Annotated in this window: 14 protein-coding genes and 1 tRNA gene; 6 read left to right on the top strand and 9 right to left on the bottom strand. The window is 39.8% G+C overall.

Features of this window, described 5'->3' with window-relative positions; all coding sequences use genetic code 11:
• Positions 1 to 780 precede the first annotated feature (780 nt).
• Positions 781 to 3,258, bottom strand: coding sequence for a phosphoketolase (locus BFS05_RS06295; RefSeq protein ID WP_103085109.1), 2,478 nt, complete (start codon positions 3,256 to 3,258; stop codon positions 781 to 783).
• Positions 3,259 to 3,657: 399 nt separating this feature from the next.
• On the opposite strand from BFS05_RS06295, the gene guaA reads away from it, so the two are divergent.
• The 3 genes from guaA to BFS05_RS06280 all read left to right on the top strand — a co-directional run bounded on the left by guaA (position 3,658) and on the right by BFS05_RS06280 (position 8,544).
• Positions 3,658 to 5,220 (top strand): glutamine-hydrolyzing GMP synthase, encoded by a 1,563-nt coding sequence (guaA, locus tag BFS05_RS06290; RefSeq protein WP_103085108.1) that lies wholly within the window; start codon positions 3,658 to 3,660, stop codon positions 5,218 to 5,220.
• 299 nt (positions 5,221 to 5,519) lie between these two features.
• Positions 5,520 to 7,223, top strand: coding sequence for a phosphate acetyltransferase (gene pta, locus BFS05_RS06285; RefSeq protein WP_103085107.1), 1,704 nt, complete (start codon positions 5,520 to 5,522; stop codon positions 7,221 to 7,223).
• Positions 7,224 to 7,314: 91 nt separating this feature from the next.
• Positions 7,315 to 8,544, top strand: a complete 1,230-nt coding sequence (locus BFS05_RS06280; RefSeq protein WP_180978623.1) for an acetate/propionate family kinase — start codon at positions 7,315 to 7,317, stop codon at positions 8,542 to 8,544.
• Between the two features lie 94 nt (positions 8,545 to 8,638).
• Here BFS05_RS06280 and aroA read toward each other — a convergent pair whose 3' ends face one another.
• Together aroA and BFS05_RS06270 are read right to left on the bottom strand one after the other, a co-directional pair.
• Positions 8,639 to 10,000: a 3-phosphoshikimate 1-carboxyvinyltransferase gene (gene aroA / locus BFS05_RS06275; protein WP_103085106.1), complete on the bottom strand. Its 1,362-nt coding sequence runs from the start codon at positions 9,998 to 10,000 to the stop codon at positions 8,639 to 8,641.
• 132 nt (positions 10,001 to 10,132) lie between these two features.
• Positions 10,133 to 10,206 (bottom strand) — tRNA-Pro (locus BFS05_RS06270).
• A gap of 326 nt (positions 10,207 to 10,532) precedes the next feature.
• Here BFS05_RS06270 and BFS05_RS06265 point away from each other — a divergent pair.
• The 3 genes from BFS05_RS06265 to BFS05_RS06255 all read left to right on the top strand — a co-directional run bounded on the left by BFS05_RS06265 (position 10,533) and on the right by BFS05_RS06255 (position 14,876).
• Complete coding sequence (locus tag BFS05_RS06265; RefSeq protein ID WP_103085105.1) at positions 10,533 to 11,654, top strand: ABC transporter permease; 1,122 nt, start codon at positions 10,533 to 10,535, stop codon at positions 11,652 to 11,654.
• Between the two features lie 133 nt (positions 11,655 to 11,787).
• Positions 11,788 to 13,917, top strand: coding sequence for a glycogen debranching protein GlgX (glgX, locus tag BFS05_RS06260; protein WP_103085104.1), 2,130 nt, complete (start codon positions 11,788 to 11,790; stop codon positions 13,915 to 13,917).
• Between the two features lie 65 nt (positions 13,918 to 13,982).
• Positions 13,983 to 14,876 (top strand): Nif3-like dinuclear metal center hexameric protein, encoded by an 894-nt coding sequence (locus BFS05_RS06255; protein WP_103085103.1) that lies wholly within the window; start codon positions 13,983 to 13,985, stop codon positions 14,874 to 14,876.
• A gap of 63 nt (positions 14,877 to 14,939) precedes the next feature.
• On the opposite strand, the gene polA is transcribed toward BFS05_RS06255, so the two are convergent.
• The 6 genes from polA to BFS05_RS06225 all read right to left on the bottom strand — a co-directional run bounded on the left by polA (position 14,940) and on the right by BFS05_RS06225 (position 24,542).
• Positions 14,940 to 18,128 carry a DNA polymerase I gene (polA, locus tag BFS05_RS06250; RefSeq protein ID WP_103085102.1) on the bottom strand — a complete coding sequence of 1,063 codons (3,189 nt, stop codon included), beginning with the start codon at positions 18,126 to 18,128 and terminating at the stop codon, positions 14,940 to 14,942.
• A 134-nt stretch (positions 18,129 to 18,262) separates the two neighbouring features.
• Complete coding sequence (locus BFS05_RS06245; RefSeq protein ID WP_103085101.1) at positions 18,263 to 19,036, bottom strand: ANTAR domain-containing response regulator; 774 nt, start codon at positions 19,034 to 19,036, stop codon at positions 18,263 to 18,265.
• A gap of 198 nt (positions 19,037 to 19,234) precedes the next feature.
• Positions 19,235 to 20,374 carry a 1,4-dihydroxy-2-naphthoate octaprenyltransferase gene (menA, locus tag BFS05_RS06240; RefSeq protein ID WP_103085100.1) on the bottom strand — a complete coding sequence of 380 codons (1,140 nt, stop codon included), beginning with the start codon at positions 20,372 to 20,374 and terminating at the stop codon, positions 19,235 to 19,237.
• 646 nt (positions 20,375 to 21,020) lie between these two features.
• Positions 21,021 to 21,794 (bottom strand): energy-coupling factor transporter transmembrane component T family protein, encoded by a 774-nt coding sequence (locus tag BFS05_RS06235; protein WP_103085099.1) that lies wholly within the window; start codon positions 21,792 to 21,794, stop codon positions 21,021 to 21,023.
• Between the two features lie 50 nt (positions 21,795 to 21,844).
• Positions 21,845 to 23,698 (bottom strand): ABC transporter ATP-binding protein, encoded by a 1,854-nt coding sequence (locus tag BFS05_RS06230; RefSeq protein WP_258004293.1) that lies wholly within the window; start codon positions 23,696 to 23,698, stop codon positions 21,845 to 21,847.
• A 292-nt stretch (positions 23,699 to 23,990) separates the two neighbouring features.
• Positions 23,991 to 24,542 carry a hypothetical protein gene (locus BFS05_RS06225; protein WP_374703776.1) on the bottom strand — a complete coding sequence of 184 codons (552 nt, stop codon included), beginning with the start codon at positions 24,540 to 24,542 and terminating at the stop codon, positions 23,991 to 23,993.
• Between the last annotated feature and the right edge of the window lie 596 nt (positions 24,543 to 25,138).

Genomic DNA, 25,138 nt, shown 5'->3' with positions numbered 1-25,138 from the left:
CATAGATATTAAGGCAACAATTACTGCAGGCTGACGAAAAACGTCAAGCAGTACAGACAGAACACCGTTCACGGTTCACTCCTTAAATAAAGGTTGAGCCTGGTAACAATAACGAAGCTGAACGAAACTCTGCAGCATCAATCACAATCCATCCGAGCAGCAAATCACACACTGCACAGAAGCAATAAAGTGCATTAAACGCAAGTCTGCAAAGCAAGCGAACATGACAAGTTAGATAGGACTACTCTATCTTTAATATCTACCTTCAATATCGTAAAGCTCACTTGTATTTTAATGTACTTTTTAATAATATCGTTTTCTTGTTATAAAAATCTATATAACGGCATTTTTTTAATAAAAATTTAAGGTTTTTACATTATTTGATGGAAAAAATACAGGTTCGACACGCCGTAAAAACGCAAAAAAATAAAGCTTAAAACTTAAATTGCTTAAATTGTCAATTTATTTTACATTTTTTTGAAAAAATCAACATATGTTTTATAGTCTAAACATTTGTTGGTTTTATATATATTTAATACCTGATATAGCTAACTAAAGACTAACTTTAGTTATTTCTAGATTAAAGACTGTGAAGCAATTCCAAAATTCAGTATGCACTAATTCCCAAATTCATGGCAAATTCATGGTTGATTTAGAATATGCTGGTTATTCCCCAAAGATGCTGGTTAATACTCAAAATCAAAAAATAAATCGGGAGCCAACCTTTCGATTGACTCCCGAAATATTTAACTAACCAGTTTTAGCTTTATCAGCTTAAAACTACTCGTTATCGCCAGCGGTTGCAGCGGTAGCGGTGACAGCGCCTGGCTTGTCGGTCTTAACGCCTGGCCATACCCAATCGGTGTAGTCTGGGTGATCAAGACCATTGTCGACTGCATACTGGAAGGCTTCGAGGCGGAAGTCCTCGAGCTTCTTGATTTCGTCGGCATACTTAGCGGCGTCAACCATGCGCAATGCTTCAGCGGTAAGCTCGTAACGATCCATGTCGTTCACGCGAACCATATCGTATGGCGTTGTAGTGGAGCCCTGCTCCTTGTAGCCATGAACGTTGAAGTTGTCGTGGTTTGGACGATCGTAAATCAAGCCGCGAATGTCATGTGCATAAGAGTGGTAAGCGAAGAGGACTGGCTTGTCAGCAGTGAAGAGCTCGGTGAACTCTTCGTCAGTCAAAGCTTCGTTGTTTTCCTTAGCGGACTGCAACTTGAGCAAGTCAACAACGTTAACAACCTTGAACTTAACGCCAAGCTTGTTCAACTTGTCGGCAGCAGCCATCAATTCCTGCTGTGGAACATCGCCAACACCAGCGAGAACAACCTGAACTTCGTCATTGTTCTTAGCGTTGGAAGCCCACTTCCACTCAGCAGCACCCTTCTCGAGCTCTTCGCGAGCTTCGTCGAGAGTCAACCAAGTAGCAGCTGGCTGCTTACCAGCGAAGATAGCGTTAATCATGTTGGTGGACTTGTAAGCCTTCTCAGCAACAGCAAGCAACATGTTGGAATCTACTGGGAAGTAGATGCCGATTACATGATCGTTGTTGAAGGTCTTGTTCAAGAGCACGGAGGTTACGCCTGGATCCTGGTGCGAGAAGCCGTTGTGATCCTGACGCCATACGTGAGAGGATACCAACAAGTTCACAGAGGAGATTGGCTTGCGCCATGGGATCTCACGAACGGTAGCCTCAAGCCACTTTGCGTGCTGGTTCAACATGGAGTCGATAACGTGTACGAAGGACTCGTAAGAGCTCCAGATGCCGTGACGACCGGTGAGCAAGTAACCCTCGAGGAAGCCTTCCATCTGGTGCTCGGAAAGCTGCTCGGTGACCTGGCCGGTAACAGCCATGTGCTCATCGACTAAGCCAGAAAGGTAGCCAGCATCCCACTGCTTGTTGGTTACTTCGTAAGCAGCCTGCAAACGGTTGGAAGCAGTCTCATCTGGTCCGAAGATACGGAAGGAATCTGGGTTGTTCTTGATGATGTCACGAGTGTAAACACCAAGACGACGGGTAGCTTCGAGCTGACCCCAGCCGTGACCGAATTCCTTAACTTCCTTGACTTCGTAATCCTCAAGCTTTGGAAGCTTCAAGTCTTCACGAATACGACCGCCGTTAGCGTTTGGATTCTCACCAATACGGAGTTCGCCCTTTGGCATGAAGGAAAGAACGTCTTCCTTAACAGCGCCCTTTTCATCGAAGAGCTCTTCAGGCTTGTAGGACTTCATCCAGTTCTTCAAAACCTCGAAGTGAGCTTCGGTATCGCGAGCAGATGCCAGTGGCACCTGGTGTGCACGCCAAGAACCTTCGGTCTTCTTGCCATCGATGAACTTCGGGCAGGTCCAACCCTTTGGAGTGCGGAAGATAATCATTGGGTAGTAAGGACGAGTTACATCGTTAGTCTGAGCTTCAGCCTTAATATCGCAAATCTCATCGAAGATGGTTTCGAACATGTCAGCGAAGCGACGGTGGATGGACATATGATCCTCATCGTCAAAGCCAGCAACGAACTCGTATGGTTCGTAACCCATGCCGTGGAAGAACTCATGAAGCTCTTCATCGGAAATACGGGAAAGAATAGTTGGGTTAGCAATCTTATAACCGTTCAAGTGCAAGATTGGAAGCACGATACCATCGGTACGTGGGTTCACAAGCTTGTTGGACTGCCAACCGGTGGCCAAAGGACCAGTTTCAGCTTCGCCATCGCCGACGATTGCTGGAACGAACAAGCTTGGGTTGTTCATAACAGCGCCGTAAGCGTGAGAAAGTGCGTAACCAAGCTCGCCACCTTCGTGGATGGAACCTGGGGTTTCAGGAGCGAAGTGAGAAGGAATACCGCCTGGGTAAGAGAACTGACGGAAGAACTTCTGCAAACCAGCTTCGTCCTTGGTAATCTTTGGATAGTACTCAGTGTAAGTACCGTCGAGATAGGACTGAGCAGTACCAGCTGGGCCGCCATGGCCTGGACCCATGATAATCACGGTGTTCTGCTGGTGATCAGCAATGAAACGATTGATGTGGCCAATAAGGAAGTTAAGACCTGGAGTGGTGCCCCAGTGGCCCACCAGACGATGCTTAACATCTTCGCGAGTAAAAGGCTCCTTCATTAGAGGATTGCTGCGAAGATAAATCTGACCGATAGCGAGATAATTAGCAACACGCCAATACTTGTCTACGCCTTCGATAGCCTCCTCAGAAACTGGAGCATTAAGCTTCTTCCAAGGGGTGCCAATAACAGGACTCGTCATGTGTACTCCTGTACTCAAGCACTTTTCAGTGCAATTTGATCATTACCATTTGGTTATAGAAGCTGAAAAACAAATGTATTCAGCTCTTTTTCCATCCGTTTCAGTATAGTGCCAGCGTCTGACTTTTGTTCGTTTGGTTACTTCTTCGTGCATTTATGTTGAAAAAATGTGTGATAATGTGCGCAAAAATTAGTTCATTTGTATACATTATGTTATCTTTAATGTTCGATTTATACCTTAAATTACAAAATTTAGAACAAAAGATATGCAAATAACCAACATTTAACCAATTATTCGCATGATTCGCATGTTAACTTTCGGCGTTTTGTCAGCCCCCAACGTCTAAAAGCGCCACTATTATAAATTGAATCGTGTAAGAACATATATATAAGGAGAATCATGGCTAAAGGTCCAGTGCTTGTTGTTGATTTTGGAGCACAATATGCACAGCTAATCGCTCGAAGAGTTAGAGAAGCAAATGTATATTCCGAACTTGTTCCACACTCCATGCCAGTCGACGAAATGCTCGCAAAAGACCCGAAAGCTATTATTCTTTCAGGCGGACCTGCATCCGTATATGAGCCAGGCGCACCAGATATCGATCCAAAGATTTTCGATGCAGGCATACCAGTTCTTGGAATTTGTTACGGATTCCAAGTTATGGCTCATGAATTAGGCGGAAACGTAGATAAAGCTGCTCTTGGAGAATACGGTAAAACTTCTGCAACTATCGACGACTCAGAAGGATTGCTAGCAAACTCCCCATTTGAACAAAACACTTGGATGAGTCACGGTGTAGCCGTTAAAAGCGCTCCTGAAGGTTTCACTGTATTAGCACATACTCAAGGTGCTCCAGTTGCAGCAATGCAAGATACAAATCGAAAATTATACGGCGTTCAATGGCATCCTGAAGTAAAGCACACTCCTCTTGGTCAAGAACTTATTTCTACATTCTTGCATAAGTGCGCAGGTCTAGGAAACGACTGGAATCCTTCTAATATAATTGAAGATCAAGTTGCTAAGATTCGCGCCGAAGTTGGAGACGCACAGGTTATTTGTGGACTTTCTGGCGGCGTAGATTCTGCTGTTGCAGCAGCATTAGTCCATAAAGCTATTGGAAATCAGCTTACTTGCGTTTTCGTAGACCATGGTCTTCTTCGTAAAGGCGAAGTTGAACAAGTTAAGCATGATTTTGTAAAAGCTACCGGAATCAAACTTATTGCAGTTGATGCAGAAGATGACTTCCTTGAAGCACTTAAAGGCGTGAGCGAACCTGAGCGCAAGCGAAAGATTATCGGCGAGAAATTCATTCGAACTTTTGAAAAAGCTCAGCGTCAAGTTATTGAAGAAGCTGGAAAATCTGGAGCAGAAGTCAAGTTCCTCGTACAAGGCACACTTTATCCAGATGTTGTTGAATCAGGCGGCGGAGACGGAGCTGCAAATATTAAGTCACATCACAACGTTGGCGGTTTGCCAAAGGATTTGAAGTTTAAGCTTATTGAACCTTTGCGCACTTTGTTTAAAGATGAAGTTCGCGCTATTGGAACTGAGCTTGGTCTTCCAGATGAAATTGTTTGGCGTCAACCATTCCCAGGCCCAGGCTTAGGTATCCGTATTGTTGGCGAAATTACTCGCGAGCGCTTAGCTGTGCTTCGTGAAGCAGATGCTATTGCGCGAGAAGAGCTTTCTAAAGCTGGATTAGACCGCGATATTTGGCAATGCCCAGTCGTATTACTTGCTGACGTTCATTCAGTTGGTGTTCAGGGCGACGAGCGCACATACGGTTCTCCAATTGTTTTGCGTCCTGTCAGTTCTGAGGATGCTATGACTGCCGATTGGTCTCGCGTGCCTTACGACGTATTAGCTAAGATTTCTACTCGAATCACAAACGAATGCCGTCAAATCAATCGAGTTGTACTTGACGTAACTTCTAAGCCACCTGCCACAATCGAGTGGGAATAAATAATAAAAGTAAATAATAGTAAATAAAAGTAAATAATAAAATAATATTTACCTAGAAAATAGTGCTATCGGCATATGTTGGTAGCACTATTTCGTTTTAATTTACAAAATCCGCGCATGTATATTCATAAGATGGTTTAAAATCATAGAAGTTTTGTAGCACATCGAGCATTTGTTTAGTCGCGAGCGCATCGCAAAATATAACAAACTTAAAGCTATGTACTATGAAAGAAATACGAATACATTGTCATATTTATATGCCAAATGTTTAACACGAACCGTATCAAAGGAGAAAAGGCGTGTCACCTCTAAATGTAACTATCGTAAGTGCTGAAAACACTGAAGGACGAAACGCAATCGCTCTAGGAATAACGAAGGTATTATCTAAGCATTATTCGACTACAATTTTCCGCCCGTTTGCTCAAAAAGATGACGCTTTTACTACATCATTACTTAATCTTGCAAATAGTAACATTCCTACAAACGATGTTATTGGATTACAAACTTGCGAAATACGAAACAATAAAGACATAGTAAGAGGAGATATCGTTGCAGCTTATCACGAAGTTTTAAAGAAAACACAAGCTCAAGCTTGCTTAATTGTTGCTAGCGACTTTACTCCTGTTTACGATCCTGATATTTTTGCTTTTGACGCACAAGTTGCAGCAGATTTAGCATCTCCAATCTTCCTAGTAGTTTCTGCAAAAAATCGCAATTCTGAACAAATCTTGGAAACAATTGATGCTGAAAATGCTAGGATTACTAAGGAAAGCGCGCAAGTTCTGGGCATTTTTGTTACAGATTGCAGTGAAGAAATAGGATTGCAAGTAATACGCGATTACACTTCGCAAAGTTATACAAAATCTGACAATATTTCACATATAAGAAATATTCCACTATGGGTTCTTCCTGAATTAGATAGCAGCGATATTAATAAAACTTTGGAATCTTTTAACGAATTAGTAAAAGAAGAAGATATACTAAACGCTTTACGTCAACCTTTCAACGCATCAATCACTCCTTACGCTTTCCAATATAGTTTGCTAGGAAAAGCTCAATCAAATAAGAAAACTATTGTTCTTCCAGAAGGACAAGAAGATCGCATTCTTAAAGCCGCAGATTATTTACTCGAACGAGATATAGTCAACCTAATAATTGTCGGAGAACGTGAATCTATATTGGAGAGAGCCGAAGAATTAAATCTTCACTCAGTATGTAAAGCAAGTTTCCAATCAATGCATGATGAAGCAATGCTTAGCCATATGGTTACAAAGCTTTGCGAATTGCGTTCAAAGAAAGGAATGACAGAAAAACAAGCGCGAGAACAGCTAACTGATGCAAGCTACTTCGGCACTATGCTAGTAGTCCTAGGTCAAGCAGATGGTCTTGTTTCTGGTTCTGTAAATTCAACAGCTAATACTGTACGTCCTGCTCTTCAAGTTATAAAAACTAAGCCTGGTTCTAAGCTGGTTTCTGGAGCATTCATTATGTGCTTTAAAGACCATGTAGCAATTTTTGCTGATTGCGCAATTAACCCTAATCCTACTGCAGAACAGTTAGCTGATATTGCTATTCAATCAGCTGCAACAGCTTCAGCATTCGGACTTGAACCTAAAGTAGGCATGCTATCGTACTCAACTCTAGGATCTGGAAAAGGCCCAGACGTAGATTTAGTAGAAGAAGCAACACGCTTAGTTCATGAAAAAGCGCCAGATTTACAAGTTGTTGGATCAATTCAATTTGACGCAGCATGGTCTAGCACAGTAGCGGAGTCAAAAGCTAAAGGAAATTCTGTTGCAGGACACGTCAACGTTTTCGTATTCCCAGACTTATGCGCAGGAAATATAGCATACAAAGCTGTTCAACGATCTAGCGGAGCGTTAGCAGTAGGTCCAATTTTACAAGGATTAAATAAACCTGTTAACGATTTATCTCGAGGAGCTCTTGTACAAGACATTATTAACACTGTTGCACTTACAGCTCTTGAAGCACAATCTGAATAAGCACAGTACAGCAATGTATTGTAGGAACTTAACGCTAAACTAGAGCGTGGCAATTTACAAGCCTTATCAATACTTTATGGAGGATGCCCACATGGCAAAAACCGTTCTTGTTATCAATTCTGGTTCCAGTTCGATTAAGTATCAGCTCGTTGACTTGGAAAGCGGCGAAGGTATCGCTTCCGGCATCGTTGAGAAAATTGGCGAGCCAGTTGACGGACACTACAAGCACGTATTCAATGGCGAAAAGCATGAGTTCGATGAGCCAGTTCATGACCACGAGCAAGGCTTGAAGCGTGTACTTGGATTCTTCGAGGAATATGGTCCAAAGCTTTCAGAGTCTGGCATTGTATCCGTTGGTCACCGCGTTGTTCAGGGTGGCTTAACATTCCCTAAGCCTGCATTAGTAAATACTAAGACAATCAATAAGGTTAAGGATTTGGCAGTTTTGGCTCCACTTCACAACGGCCCAGAAGCTGTTGGTGCTGAAGTCATGACTGAACTTTTGCCAGATGTTCCACAAATTATGGTATTCGATTCTTCGTTCTTCCATGATTTGCCACAGGTTGCAGCAACTTATGCTTTGAATAAGGAAATCGCAGACCGCTATCATATTCGTCGTTACGGTGCTCACGGCACTTCTCACGAATACATTGGCTCTGTTGTTCCAAGCGTTGTCGGTAAGCCTGCAGAAGGTTTGAAGCAGATTGTTTTGCACATTGGTAACGGTGCTTCTGCTTCTGCTCAGATTTCTGGCAAGCCAGTTGAAACTTCTATGGGCTTAACCCCACTCGAAGGCTTAATGATGGGCGGCCGTACCGGCGATATCGACCCAGCTGTAGTCTTCCACCTTATTCGCAACGCTCATATGAACGTGGACGAGCTTGATACTCTCTTCAACAAGCGTTCCGGCATGATGGGCATGACTGGCCACGGCGATTTGCGTGATATTCATAAGCTTATTGCTGAAGGTGATGAAAACGCTAAGCTTGCTCTCGGCGTATACGTTCATCGCATTGTTGGATACATTGGCAATTACACTGCTCAAATGGGCGGCGTCGATGTTATCACCTTCACTGCAGGTGTTGGCGAAAACGATGAAATCGTGCGCGCTCGCGTATGCGAAAAGCTTGAGCCATTCGGCGTTAAGCTTGACAAGGAAAAGAACCTTGTTCGTTCTAAGGAACCACGCGTTATTTCCACTCCAGACAGCTCTGTGATTATTGCTGTAATTCCAACGAACGAAGAGTTGGCTATTGCACGCAAGGCTGCAGCTATTGCTGAAGCTGGCGAAGATAGCTACGGCAACAAGTTTAAGCACTAAATCGTTGGCACTTAACAGCGTAAAACAAACAAATAAATAGATATAAATAAATAGATATAAATAATCCCGGGTCAAAAAGGCTCGGGATTATTTGTTATTCAAGCATTTTATGCCACATTCCTGGAAAATCAGGGATTGTTTTGCGCGTGGTTTCAATGTTTTTCACGTAAATACCAGTTATGCGCAATCCAAGCATTGCAGCAAAAGTTGCCATGCGATGATCCGCATAAGTTTCCATTACTTCACCATGCATATGATTACTTGGCTCAATACGAATGCCGTCTTCAAGCTCTTTAGCGCCAATCCCAACTCGATTTAATTCATTAACTAAAGCTTGCAAACGGTTCGTCTCGTGTCCTCGCAAATGCGCAATACCATGAAGTTCACTTGGCCCATCCGCAAACGCGAGAATTGCTGCAATACTCGGAGCAATCTCCCCTGCTGCACTCAAATCAAGATACGGAATTGCTTTAATCGCACCATCGCTTTCAACATGCATTATTCCAGCGTCATCGCTTGTTTTTTCAAAATTAACTTTTGCGCCCATTTTCTCTAATATTCCAGGAAGCAATCCCCCAGGTTGAGTTGTTGAAAGCGGCCAATTAGGTATGCTAACACTTCCTCCGTTAATTAAAGCCGATCCTAAAAATGGCGCAGCATTCGAAAGATCAGGCTCTATAGTAACAGTATCCGCTAAAGCTATTTTGCTCTCTTTAACATGCCATATTGCGTTGCTAGTCATATTCACAATTCCGCCAGCTTTGCAAATATCATCCATAGTCATACGAATATGCGGCATACTTGGCAATGTTGATCCCATATGCTTAAGGCTTAAGCCTCCAGGTATACGCGAGCCAATCAGAAGCAGCGCAGAAATAAATTGCGATGATGAAGAAGAATCAATTTGCACAACTTTTTCAGAAAAATCATTTATTCTAGATTCATTCGCAAGAGGAGTAATAGTAAAAGGTAGGAAACCCTCTTCTCCGTGATATTCTACGCGAGCACCAAGCTGCTCTAAGCCGTCAAGAACTGGCTTCATAGGACGAGCATAAGCTTGCTTATCGCCATCAAATCGCACAGCTTTATTTGCAAATAAAGCTAAAGCTGTAACAAAACGCATTACAGTTCCAGCTAAACCGCAATACACTTCAGCATTATCTGGAACTCTAAAAATTCCGTCTTCAGGAGGAATTACGCGAAGCTTAGTGCCATCTTCATTTAGCGACTCACATTTAACTCCGAATGTAGATAAAGCGTTAATCATAAGCTCTGTGTCTCTCGAGCGCAATAATCCTTGTAAAACTACAGGTTTTGTGCCTATTGCTGCCAGAATTAAATAACGATTCGACAAGGATTTACTACCAGGAACCTCAATAAAAGCTTTTAATTGATGATTAGCATACGGTGCTTTCCAAGAAGTAGTGCAATCCGCAGTATCGTTAATATCACTCATACTATGAATACTATCTATAAATATGTACGGCTACATAAAAAATATATGGGCGAAAAATCTCAAATCTCTGCCTTCTGAATAGCAGAGCGTATCTAGTAAACAGTCATAAATATTTCAATAGATATAAAAAAGTCGGGGTGACAGGATTCGAACCTGCGACATCCTGCTCCCAAAGCAGGCGCGCTACCAAACTGCGCTACACCCCGAGGCTTTTGAACTGATTACCAGTTCCAAGCACAAGTGATTAGTGTAGCGCAAATTGTTTCCCAATACAAACGCGACACGCTGATAAATCAAAAATTAAGCAAATTTTTATTTTTATTACAGAATTACAGAATTACAAAACTACAGAATTAAGTTAAGTAAATATAAAAGAATGACTATAAGAACGCTATAAAATAAAGCAAATAAAAGCAATCAAACATAAGTAAGACAAATAGCAAATATAAAAAAAAAACGAAATATAAAAAAACGAAATTACGCCCATTTAAATTAACACGATACAATATATTTAGTTTAAGAAAGGTTAGCTATGGGTAAATTTCAGCGTGCTGAAGCAGCAGGTCTTATATCATTCCTAATTTGCGCAGTCTTAGCTATTATTGCCATGACTGTATATATGAATGTTATGCCTGCAATATGGCAAGTTAGTCAACGACTATTCACAATGGCATCTGGGATTGTAGCCGCATGCAGCATGGGAGCTTTTATAGTCGGATATTTACGCACGCATAGAAATCTAATTGTAAAACGCTGGATAAGAATAATTAAACACATCTTTGAAATCACAGCATTGTCAACAATTTATGGCGCAACAATGTTTCTTATGTCCTTTGCACTTCTTTCTATTATCAATGGAATCGTTGGCAGAAGCGTTGTAAATAGTTATTTACCAGTATTTTGCTCTGCTCTTTCTGGAATTGTTGGATACGCAACTCTTGTACAAGCCGAACTTCTAGAAGCAAAAACCGTAGCATCTTTACTACCTCTTTTCGTTATTTCAGGAGCAGCTACAGCAGGATTAACATCTGACGATCCATATTGGTATAACAATAATTTTTCGCAGCTAGGCGATCGAACAACATTCGCAGCAAGCATGTTTAACGCTACGCTAATACTCGCTGGAATTTGCATAATTATTACAAGCTACTTTGCTGTAACAGAATTCGTAGAAATACAGCATGAAGCACTAGAAGAAGAACTTAGAAGTCAACAGCAATACTCACAGAAAGACACACAATCAGATACAAAACACAAAAATCATACTATTAAATACTTTTATATTCGCACAACCATAATGGCAACGTTACTTATTCTCGGCGGCGTTGCATTTATTGGAATTGGAACATTTAGATACACTCCGCATCCATTCATTCATGATTTATGCGCTAGAGGCGTTACTTTGCTAGTAGGAGCTGTGCTCGTCGGACTCCCACTTCTTGCACCGCAACTTTCTAAAACTTTCTACATCGCGTCTGATTTGGCTATACTGCTTACATCTTGGGCTGGAACACAATGGTTACGCGGATACAACACTCTAACTAACGTAGAAGCACTTTCCTGTCTCCTATTCCTTGGCTGGATTATTGTATTTTCAAGGCAAGTTGCAGCATTACAAAGCGATCGCTTGCAAGCTAAATTAAGAAACTTTTAAAACAACACGCAAAATACTTATTACAACGAGCAAATTTTGCGTTATAACGCCGTTTTTAATGAATTTTTATTCTTTTCTAAAGAAACGCTCTTATATTCATGAAACTTACGCAAATATATGCGATACTTAAACTATGCAGATTAGACCAGGTTCTATGTACCCGCTTGGTGCCACCTACGATGGCGCGGGTGTGAATTTTGCGCTATTTTCCGAAGTAGCAAAACGTGTTGAGTTATGCTTGTTCGACGAGCAAGATAATGAAACTCGCATCGACATCACAGAGCAGAATTCATATGTATGGCACACCTACATATCTGGCATTCAGCCAGGACAGCGTTACGGGTACCGAGTATACGGACCTTATGATCCTTCACATGGCTTGTGGTGCAATCCACATAAATTGTTACTTGATCCTTACGCAAAAGCCATAGAAGGAAATATTGACGGAGATGAAAGCCTATTTTCATATTGGTTTGCCAATCCTGACGATATTACTGCAATAAACACTTTGGATTCTGCTTCGCACACTATGAAAGCTGCAGTAATCAACCCGTACTTTGACTGGGGAAATGATCAACATCCTATGATCCCTTATCATGACTCAGTTATTTACGAAGCTCACGTTCGTGGAATGACTAATTTAGATCGTCAAGTTCCTCCAGAAATTCGCGGAACTTATGCTGGATTAGCTCACCCAACAGTTATTAATTATCTGAAGAAACTAGGCGTTACCGCTATTGAATTAATGCCTATTCACCAATTCGTAAACGACTCATTCCTGCAAAATAAGGGCTTAAGTAACTATTGGGGATACAACACTATAGGCTTCTTTGCTCCTCAGAATTCGTACTCAAGTTCCGGACAGCGCGGAGAACAAGTTAACGAATTCAAAGCAATGGTTAAGGCATACCATACTGCCGGAATGGAAGTTATACTCGACGTTGTTTACAACCATACCGCTGAAGGAAACGATAGAGGCCCAACTTTAAGCTTCCGCGGCATTGATAATCGCGCATACTATCGTCTCGTAGATAACGATCAGAGACATTACTTCGATACTACTGGTACTGGTAATTCGCTTCTTATGCGATCTCCAAAAGCACTGCGATTAATCACAGACAGCTTGCGCTATTGGGTAACTGAAATGCACGTAGACGGATTCCGATTCGACTTGGCAGCAACCCTAGCTCGTCAATTCCAAGAAGTAGATAAGCTTTCTGCATTCTTTGACATTATCGAGCAAGATCCGATTATTTCTAGCGTAAAACTTATTGCAGAGCCTTGGGATATCGGCGTAGGAGGATATCAAGTAGGCGGATTCCCTCCAAGCTGGTCGGAATGGAACGGACGATATCGTGATTGCGTACGTGACTTCTGGCGCTCGCAACCATCGACTTTGCCTGAATTTGCTAGTCGCCTTATGGGTAGCTCAGATTTATATGAGCAAAATGGACGCAAGCCTGTAGCCTCAGTAAACTTCATTACCGCTCACGATGGCTTCACTATGAATGATTTAGTGAGCTATAACGAAAAACATAATGAAGCGAATAAAGAGGGCAATAACGACGGCGCTAACGACAATCGCTCGTGGAATTGCGGAGTTGAAGGTCCTACGACGATACACGATATTAACGATCTTCGTCAACGCCAAATACGCAATCTTTTCTCCACTCTATTAATGAGTCAAGGTATTCCTATGATTTGCGCTGGCGATGAGATTATGCGCACTCAAAATGGAAACAACAACGCTTATTGCCAAGACAATAGCATTTCGTGGATGAATTGGGACATTAACGATACGCAGCAAGAAATGTTTGATTTTGTTGCGAAACTTATTCATCTTCGTTTAAATCACCCTGTATTGCATCGTCGTAGATTCTTCACAGGACGTGAAGCTGATGACGATGTTTCAGAAATTCCACAAGTTGAGTGGTTTGATCACACTGGCTCAGTTATGGATATGCACGCGTGGTCAAATACGCATGCTTTGTCTGTGATGATTTACTTAAACGGCTCAGACATTCCTGAAACAGATTGGTATGGAAGTAGAATGGTCGATAATGACTTCATTCTTCTTTTCAACGCTCATTACGAACCAATTACTTTCACTTTGCCTGATAAGCGTTATGGAGAAAAGTGGACTCTAATTGTAGACACAAATAATCCTACTGGTCCTGAGTTGCATTATGAAGCTGGTTTCAATATCGTTGCACACTCTAGAAGCTTCTTACTTCTTATGAGCGAGAACCCGGTACTCAAATAATCGTATATGTTTCTTTAAGATTCCTATTTGATTATTGACTACTTAGTGAGCGTTAGGAAGAAATCATGGTGTCGTTATTTAAAACTGTTCAAGTATTAGAATCGCTTTATCCTTTGGATCTTGCTGAGTCATGGGATGAGCCTGGTCTCATAGTTGGAGATATGACGGCACCTGTTAAGCGTATTGTTTGTGCGTCTGATCCCACTTTATCTGTTGTCAAGCATGCTTGCGACATGAATGCAGATTTATTAGTAACGCATCATCCTTTATTCTTCCGATCTGTTCATGAAGTTTCTGGACGAGGTGTTCGCGGGGAGATTGTTCGTAATCTTATAGAAAACCATTGCGGATTATGGGTTGGCCACACTAATGCGGATTCTGCTTGGCGTGGAGTTGCTCATGCTGCAGCTGATGCTTTTGGTCTGATTAATCAGCATCCTTTAGTTCCTGCTGAAAAATTAGATGCTAAAGGCCATGAAGTTGGACTTGGCAGGATTGGCGAGCTTGAAAATCCTATTAGTTTGCGTGAATTTGCTAATAAAGTTTTTAAGACAATACCTCATACAGAAGTTGGAATACAAGTATGCGGTGATATTGACGCTGTAGTTTCTAAAATCGCAGTACTACCTGGATCTGGAGATTCTCTATTTGACGAGGTTAGAGCAAGTGGAGCTGAAGTGTATGTTACAAGTGACTTACGTCATCATCCAGCACTTGACGCGATTGAACAAGCTCGCTATGAATTTTTGCTGAGGAAAAAATGCGGATTATCACAATTGGATAACTCTGATTCAATCAAGCCTATGCTTATCAATACACCTCATAGTGCTATAGAATCCTTGTGGTTTAATTACGCTGTTGAAGATATTGAAAATGCTATTAAAACAAGTTCTGGGGAGCATATAGAAGTCATTTGGCTTAAAGAATCGTCTGATCCATGGAACTACGTGATTCGTTAATTCACAAAATTTGCATCTAAATCTTGCATAGTTCTAAAATACTTCGCTTTGAATGAGCTTGAATCAGTGCGCAGCCAGCTGCCAGTCAGCCCCAATGCCAGTAGAAATGTTAAGCGGAACACTTAACTCAACAGCATGCTCCATAGCATTACGAACAATATCCTCAACCTGCTCGCTTTCTCCAGGAGCCACTTCAAGAACAAGTTCATCGTGAATTTGCAATATTACTCTACTTGAAACTCCAGCTTTATGTAAATTATCGCAAACTTTGATCATTGCCATTTTCATGATATCGGCAGCAGTTCCTTGTATAGGAGCATTCAGAGCAGCACGCTCTGCTGCTTCACGAAGTACGCGATTCTTAGACTGAAGCTGAGGGAAATATCTTCTACGCCCAAACATAGTTTCCGTATAGCCAAGAGAACGAGCTTTATCAACCAGAGATTCCAAATAATCATGAACTTTGCCAAAAGTAGCAAAATACTTATTTTTTAACACTACTGCTTCACTCGTCGAAATAGAAAGCTGCTTGGCTAAACCGTAAGTACTCAAACCGTATGCTAGGCCATAGCTCATTGCTTTCACATGAGTACGCTGATCTGAACTAACCTCATCCATTGGTATTGAATAAACCATACTCGCAACATACTTGTGGAAATCAACGCCAGAGCAGAATGCATTAATTAATGACTCGTCTTGAGAAGCATGAGCCATAATTCGCAATTCAACTTGAGAATAATCACAGCTCATAAGAGACTCATACCCTTCGCCAGGAACGAACGCAGCACGAATCTCACGACCAGTAGCATTACGGTTAGGTATGTTTTGCAAATTCGGATCTACCGAGCTTAAACGTCCGGTAGCAGCAATAGTTTGCTCATAAGTAGTATGAACGCGTCCATCACCATAATGAGCTGCATCTATAAGACTTTGTACAATCTGCTTTAATTTATTCGTTTCACGATGCTTAAGCAATGCTCCTAAAAATTGGCTTGCAGGCTCATCTGGATCTATTTTTGAATATAATTCTTGAAGAGCTTCAGCATTAGTAGTAAAAGATCCACTTTTAGTTCTACGAGTAGCTTTTAAAGCCATATCTTCAAAAAGAATGCTCTGTACTTGTTTAGGACTTTGCAAATTAACTTGTTTACCTGCAATATCCCATGCCATGTTTTGCGCTAGCTCGGAATCAGCTACGAATTGATCTCGCATTGCAACTAAACGATTCATGTCTACTGCAGCACCGCAATCTTCCATGCCTCTAAGAACTCTAGAAACTGGCATTTCAAGATTAGTCATTAACGATTTTTGCTCTCGTTTTTTAAGAAGTGGAGCAAAATAATCGCATAATATACGAATAACGCGAGATTGAGAAATAAGCATACGCTCAAATCGCTTATCTTCTTCTATATCCTTTTCTTCATCTTTATTATTTAGATTAGATTCAGTATCGCCTTCGTTTAGAAGAATATCTAACTCGCCTTGTTCAAGAACTGTAAGCTCATTGGATTTTTCAATTTCAACGCCGAAGAAATGCTTAGCAACTCCTTCGATTGTTTCAGATCTAGAATCTGGTTCCACGAGATACGCAGCTAAACGAGTGTCCATTGCAGGAACAAAATCTTCATACGCATTTATAACATGCAGGAATTTTAATAAAGCTAAATGCTTTTTATAATCGTGTAAAACTATATATGACGCGTATTCTTTAACATATTTTTTTAATGTTTCGAATATTTTTACAATGGATAAATTAGATTTGTCTGCGCTAGTATCCGAAGAGCTTTGTGAATTTAGAATATTAAAATCGTCTTTACTAATAGAATTAGCGTTATCGTCCGCGTCATCAGCAGCACTACTGGCAACACTATCAGAATCTCTGCCAACAACACTATCGCGCATCAACTTAGATAAATACGCTAATTGTGAAGCATCTAAACGTATAATCGCAGCCTTGGATTCAACCATAAGAACAAGCGCATCAGCACGAGGTACGCCGCAATAATCGTCATAATTTGTTTCATGAGCATACACAACAAGCGGATGCTTTAGGACTTCCCCACTTTCATTGGAGCTCAATAAGTCGGAAACAATATTAAACCAATTATTTACATCTTCAACAGAATTTATATAAGTAATCTCGCAGGATTTAATAAAATCTTCTAAATTCTCGAGATTTTCTGATGCCATATCATAAGAATTTTCATCACTAGAAGAATCTGCGCAAGAATTATTGTCGGTATTGCTATTAGTAATAATTTTGGAATCTTGATTAGAAGAATAATTTACATTAAGCATAGCGCTAATATCATCGTTCAAATCTGTTTTATTTGTATTGAACACGCGCATTATCTTCCGCTTTTTATTCTCTCCAAATTCCAAACGAGAAAGTATTAATCCTAATTGCGCTGCATCAACGCGCCCATAATCTAAATCATCAACTTTTAAATCTAAATCAACATCTCTAACAAGAGCATTCACTTTACGATTTAAACGAACTTGTTCAATACTATCGCGTAAAGCCTCACCTTTTTTGCCTGTAATTTCAGATGCATGCTCAAAAATTTGCTCTAAGCCGCCGAACTGATTAATCCACCTCGCTGCATAAGCGTCACCAACTCCTGGAACACCAGGAATATTATCTGATTTTTCACCTCTTAAAGCTGCTAAATCTGGGTATTGATTAGGTAATACTTGATATTTATCGAATACTTCCTTAGAAGTCATATGCTTCAAATCTTTAAAATGCTGACCAGGATAAAGCACTGTAATGTGATCATCAATTAATTGGAAAGCATCGCGATCGCCAGATAACACTAGAGTACGATAATTATTTTTTTCACCCATAGTAGCAAGAGTGGCAATAATATCGTCGCCTTCAAATCCAGTTTTTTCAACGTAAACAATACCTAATGACTTTAATAATTCCTGCAAAATTGGCAATTGTGAAATCAATTCTTCAGGAGCAGCATCGCGAGTGCCTTTATATTGAGGAAGCATTTTATTCCTAAAAGTGCCACCTTTTACGTCAAAAGCTATTGCCAACTTATCAGGTTTTTCTGTTTCCATAACTGCAGAAAGCATTGTTATGAATCCCCAAATGGCATTCGTTGATTGACCATCCCTAGTAACAAATTTTTCTGCAGGTATAGCAAAATAAGCACGGAACGCAAGCGAATGGCCATCAACAACCAGCAACGTCCCTTTCTCATCATTATTTTCTGAGCATTCTTCGACGATGTTGGTATTCACAGTTGACAATTCACCTACGTTCCGTTTTATAAGCAAGAATTTACAAGCAACAATTTATGAGCGCTAATTTATAAAAGCTAAATTTATAAAAGCTAATTTATAAGCACTAATTTAAATTTAGAAAATAAACTAAATCACTCTTCTTCAGAAGCTGGCTTTTCATCACTATATTTAGCGATAATAGCCATAGCCAAACGCTTCTTAGGAATACGCTGATCCATAGAAGTTTTCTGAATCCAGCGGAAAGCACCTTGCTCTGAGAATCCAGCTTTATCCATAAGCATGCCCTTAGCGCGATCTACAAGCTTACGCTCCTCAAGAGTATCTTCAGCTTTCTTAAGCTTTTCTTCAGCCTTATGCAATTGGTCTTCAGTATCGTGAAGCTGAGTTTCTATGCGCTCAACGCTATCAAGCAAGTCGTTAATTTCACAAAAACGACCCATAGCGACTTCCAAAGCAGGCAAAAGCTTGGATTCCTCGTAAGGCTTAGTTACATAAGCCATTGCTCCAGCACCAGTTGCTTGCTTAACTAAATCAGTTTGAGAATAAGCAGTAAGCATAACAACCGGAGCAATATTTTCGTCACAAATAGTAGCAGCTGCTTGAATACCATCAACAACAGGCATTTTTACATCCATGCACACTACATCTGGACGATACTTACGCGTTAAATCAATAGCTTCTTCACCATTAGCAGCTTGACCGACAACTTTATAACCATTGTCCTCGAGCATTGCAACTAAATCCATACGATTAACAGCTTCATCTTCAGCTACAACTACTGTGCGCACACCATTGTTAACACGAGTTTCTTCACTTTTATTATCATTAGCAGCTGCTTTTAGCTCTTCTTCAGTAAGCACCACAGGAATTTCACCAGATGCTTCACCATTACGTACTTCAGACATATAAACCTCATTTCCTTTCCGCACCTCAGGCAACACCGCCGTGTACCTCTCGCACAGAGCGCATACAACAAACAATTTGTTCACATATACCACGTGGTAATAAGTGCAAATCTAACATGCATCTTAAAAATCGCGCACCATGTTCGTGACTATCAATGGTACCCATAAGCATGTATAAGATACACAACTATACATTAATCATGATATAAGTGACAACAACGTAGAAACAGCGCAAAGCATAGAAATAGCAACGCATAGAGGGAAAGCACTACGATAATCACTTTTATGCAATACTCGAATTAACGCAAATCCTTTAATAAACATAAATACGAGAATAATTAATTGCATAATACATTGCACTATAAGTAATGGGAATCTCAAACTATTAGACATTAAATCTGCAGCTAATACACCCGCACCACTTGAAATAAATCCGCTTTCTTTAGCGCAATTAAAATACCACGCTGATGGCAAAACAGATGGGAAAACAATGCTCGCAACATCATAAAAAACCATAAGAATCAATATCATAGCAACGAAAGCACTACACAGATTCTGCCCAGCTTTTTCTCCTATTTTTACCATAACTGTTATTTTTCCGTGCTCTTTATCTGTACTAATATCTCTAAGATTATTAATCATCATCAAGCACGCAGAGCACCCTCCTGGAATGCAAGACATTGCAAAGCAAGCAATAACAAGCCATGGTGAACTAAAAGTAACATGCGAAGAAACGCCTATTCCATAAGAAATAGCACATAAAGTTCCTATGAATGCCACAGGACCAAAGAAAGTAAAAGCACTTACTTCACCAAGACCACGATACCCATATGGATGCTTACCACCGGCGTAAAACCATGCTGCAGCTAAGCATAAAATACCAACTATTACGAGGTACCACAATCCAGAAAGATACGTAACTATAAGCCCACAAACGCATCCAAGCAAAGCAGTGATAATCATCGCATTACGTACTTTATTTCTTGTAATACCTGCATCTGCCAACTTCCACGAAACATCGCACAAAGACTTCTTGCTAGCATTATTCGCATTGCCGCTATTATTGTTTCCAACAGCACGCAAATAGCGTTTATCATCAAGTCCTTTTATGCCATCGCAATAATCATTAGCGTAATTTACTGATATTTGCAGGAAAAGCACGACACCGATGCAAAAAATAGATTGAATTATGAATTGCGTAATATTCGCACTAGTGATTTTACAACTCGCATATTTAGTCATGCGAATAGCGACAACCACAGCCATAATAACTGGAACTAGACCAATTGGAAGCGTGTATACACGAGCACCTTTAAGCCAAAACTTTATATTATTCATTACGCGCCTCAATGCTATAATTAAACGCTTAACCCTTTAAAATATTATCACTAATATATTCCTATTTATATGCTCCACAATTCGAGTCTACTAATATATAGATTTAAAATATACGTTTTGCTATTAGTTAGTTAGGCAGAGATTTGAGATTTTTCGCCCATATATTTGCTTAGGCGTGCATTACCAAGTAGTAGTGAGGGATAAGGATTGCTTGGTCGAGCAATATAAGAGTGGAGCGATTCTAAACAGACCTTCACATAATCCAATCCTATTGTGAATCAAAACTTAACTAAGAATCAAAACACTAGTAGCACAAGCATAAAGACAATGTTCCTCACGAGAGCGTAACGTCTGCGAGACAAGTAATCCTTATCTCTCACCGCCACAGCCATACACTCGCTTTCAACACAAGCGAGGACGTGAGTTCTGATCCTCACGGCATAGCCGTTCGGCTGATTTGGCATGTGAAGCGCACCGTGCTTCACAATTAAGCCAAATCACGCTTTGAAGGAGCTTGAAATGCGTTATGCAATTTCAAGCTCAGTCAAAGCGCCTGCTATGAGAGAAACTCCGACAACTCAGCAACATTAGACAGGAAAATCCTGTAAATAGACCTATATTCAGATTGACATATGCGAAAACACAATCACACTATGTATGGAGCAAAACACGAGATAAGTATAGGCGCAGCAATAATTAGCACAGAAATAACGAATATTATTAAATCGCGCCACCCAAAAGGATACTTGTAATAGGATGATTTGCTATTTCTAAGATAGAATCCTCTTTGCTCTGCAGCTAAAGCACAGCTATCTGCTTTGCGCACAGAAGTTATAACTAAAGGTATTATCAATGGAGCCATAAGTATTAGCTTTTTAAAAGGATTCTTAGTATCAAACTCGACTCCTCTAGCAGTTTGAGCTTCACTGATAGAAGACATTTCTTGCGCAAAAATTGGCACAAAACGAACTGCTGTAGTAATCGTAAAAGCATAACAATATGGAATGTGCAAATATTGAACTATAGAATTTGCAAGATCGTTTAATTTAGTTACTGTTAGTACTGTAACCAAAGGAAAAGCAAAACAAAACAGACGCAAAGAAGATTTTGCTCCAATATCAATGCCTTTTAACGTAAACCATAGAAAAATATAGTTTCCACTTTGAGCAATAACAGTTTGTAGGAAAAACATTATGCAAGAGATTACTAGCATGGCTTTAACAAGGCCAAATAATGTTTTAGTAACATGAGTAAAAGCCATAACAACAAAAATAATGACAGCTAGTGCAATAAGTACAGAATACTGTTTAGCAATAAATACGCTTATTACAATACTCGCAGCAAGAATTAGCTTCGCAATAGGATTGGCGCGGTGAAGAAACGTGTTGCCTGATTGATATGTTAATAGTCTCGTTTTCATAAGTATCAGATACCTTTATTTCATTGCTAATTATTCTGCTAAATATTCTGCTAAATATTCTGATTGTGTTGCTCTTTCCCACAACACAATGCTTCAACTAATTCTTTTCGCGTATACAATCCATCGCATTGCTTAAAACCGCGTGCGACTAAGCCTTGGCAAACAGAGCATAATAACGGCGGATACAAAGCAGCAGAAGAGCATACTTCTGGATTTTCAAAAACATCGCGAGCGCATCCATCAATAATAAGTTTCCCATCGTTGATTGTTATAAGACGAGTTGCGTAATCAAGTACTACTTCCATGTCGTGGCAAACCATAATCACGCAACATCCATGATCTCGCAAATCTTCAACTACTTGCATAATTCGCACACATTCGCGATAATCAAGGCCACAAGTCGGCTCGTCAAGAACTAATATTTTAGGACGCGTTACAACAGTTGCAGCCAATGCAACCATTTGACGCTGACCTCTAGAAAGCATGAACGGAATATCTTTAGGGTTAAGATTAAGTTTTTCGATAACTTCCATTGCATGAGCTTGAGCTTGTTCAGAATCTTCACCGATTAACTTACAACTAAAAGCTACTTCTTCAAGAACAGTATCTTTACACAATTGATAATCAGGATTCTGGAATAGCGTAGATACATATTTTGCTATTTGGCTGATGCGTAACGCTTTAGTATCAATTCCATCGATTATTACACTACCTTCTGTAGGCCTTAATAAACCGTTGATAATCTTTGTAATAGTTGTTTTTCCAGCACCATTTCTTCCAATTAGTGTAATCAACTCGCCTGCATACGCATTAAATGAAATATCATTCAGAGCTTTAAAACCATTTGTGTAAGAAAAACTCACATGATTTATTGAAAGGCACGGCTTATTAGAAGTATTAGATTTAGAACTATTAGAAGTATTAAAAGAATTAGAAGAATCAGATAGATTAGAACTATTAGAAAGTTTAGAATAATCAGATCGCAAAGTTTTAACAATAGTATCTACAGTTTCTTCAACTCCAACAGTAAGAGGCGCTGAATTACAAATTTGTTCGTCTTGTAATTGCTTAAGCAATCGCGTAGTACGTGGATAATTAATACCCACTTCGCTAAGCAAATCAACGTGTTTAAGCGCAACTCCTGTAGGAGCATCCATCACGAGCTCACCTTTAGAAAGCACAATAAGACGCTTACAATACTCACTTAATAAAGCTACTTTTTGCTCAATTACTACAATAGTAATACCAAAGTTTTTATTCAGATCACTTAAAACGTCGAAAATCATACGAGAAGAAACCGGATCAAGCGCGCAAGTTGGCTCATCCAAAACCATAACTTTAGGCTTTAGAGCCAAAATAGCAGCAATAGCAACCTTCTGCTTCTGACCTCCAGATAATGTATCTAAATCGCGATTTCGCAAATTGCTAATACCAACAGTTTCAAGTGCATTCGTTATACGCTCAGGGATTTCATCGTGTGAAACTCCAAAGTTTTCCAATCCAAAAAGCAACTCGTCTTCCACGTTCGCAGCAACCATTTGAGCGTCAATATCTTGAATAACAGAACCAATTAAGCAAGCGATATTAGTAAGATCAAGAGTAGTAGTGTCATGACCAGCAATTCTTACAGTTCCAAAAAGATTTCCTGAATAATGATGAGGAATAGCACCAGAAAAAAGCGAAGCAAGAGTTGTTTTACCAGCGCCACTTGGACCAATAACTCCAACAAACTCACCTGCGTAAACACTAAGATTTACTTTATTAAGAGCAAAGTTAGAATTACTTTCATTGTGCTTCTTATCTTTATTTGCAATATTTTCATCACTATGAGTATCGTAGCGAAAAGAAACATTACTTAATTCAAGCAATGGCGTTTCTTTTACTGATTCATCACTTTTTTCCATAAGCTCTTTACACGGTTCAGCAGAATCAACTAAATGATTATCTGCAACATATTTTTCTTGCTGAGACATAACATTCCTAACTCTAACACACCGAGCAAACGCTAAAAAATTAATAACACGAAAACACAAGTTGACACCAATCATATTAGACTGATGCCAACTTGCTTTTATACCTTTATATATTTCACTTCTGCAAATTTATACCTTTATGCACATCAAACATATTCGTTAACGCATATTGCCAAGCAAAACGTGCAATTAAACATGCAATCATGAGAATTTCTTCTTTATATTACTTGTGCAATACAAGCCTTATTGGAGTGTAAAGGATTTCAACAATTATGGCATTAAATGCAGCAGTACCAAAAATAACCGGCAACATTACAATTACCATATTTGGAGAATGATGAATAAAGTAAGCAGCAATATAAGCGAAAATGCATCCAGAAATTACTGTTGTAACAAAAGAAGCGATAAATGGGAATATACTAACTTTACGCGCTGCATCCTTTGGGAAGAAATGAACATATCCAATTAGCATAGCTGTCATAACAATTGCAGCAGGAATATCACACGCATACTCAAGGAATGGGATCGAAGTATTAAGTTGGATTAAGGTTGCAGCAAGAGCACCGATAATAGCTCCTTGATAAATCTTTGGACGAACCAACAAAATTGACAAGCAGAATGAAGCAATAACAAACTCAGGCTGGATATTTCCTCCAATAGAAAGCGGCTTAGCAACAGTAAAGTCAAGAATGCATCCTGCAGCAAATAAAACTGCAACTAAAACTAATGAAGTAATATCTAAAGCATGATGCTTTACTTTTACATTTCGCATCATTGACGATGCATCGTTATTGATTGCATTTGCAGGAATTGCATTTGTAGAATCAATAGCAGCTTCATTATTCTTTTCGTTTATTTTCTTAGCCATGATTTCTCTCCTTGTTTGTGTTCTGTATGCGAATACAGAACGAATTTCGATTTGTAATTTGTGATTTTTAATTTTTAACTTATTTGTGATTTTATTTGTAATTTGATTGTTGTTGAAAACTAAGCCTATTATGCAAAAAGACCCCCGGTTTACCCCGGAGGTCTTTTTAAAAGCTATTATTAAAAAGCAGCTTCTAAAACTTCAGAGTAAACTTACGCCAAAGAGAAGTCTGCCACCACCACATGCGAACAGCATTACGAGCATTAAGAGACTGTGCATTCATGTTACGCATGATGACTACCTCCTAAACTTATATGCCTACAGCGATGACCCACAAAACTCAATCTTAAATCGATATTCGTTTGTGTTGAGAACGATGCTAACACTATAAAAGTACAAATGCAAATATATTCGTAAATAAAAATTCGATTCAGCTGAATAATCCTAAAAGAAAGCGCAAAATATCTAGCAAAACGCCGATAAAATATATTCCTTCAAAAACT

The organism is Gardnerella coleohominis (assembly GCF_002896555.1).
GTDB classification, from domain to species: domain Bacteria; phylum Actinomycetota; class Actinomycetes; order Actinomycetales; family Bifidobacteriaceae; genus Bifidobacterium; species Bifidobacterium vaginale_F.
The sequence above is the reverse complement of the archived record's forward strand: the minus strand, read 5'-3'. Positions and strand labels throughout refer to the sequence as shown.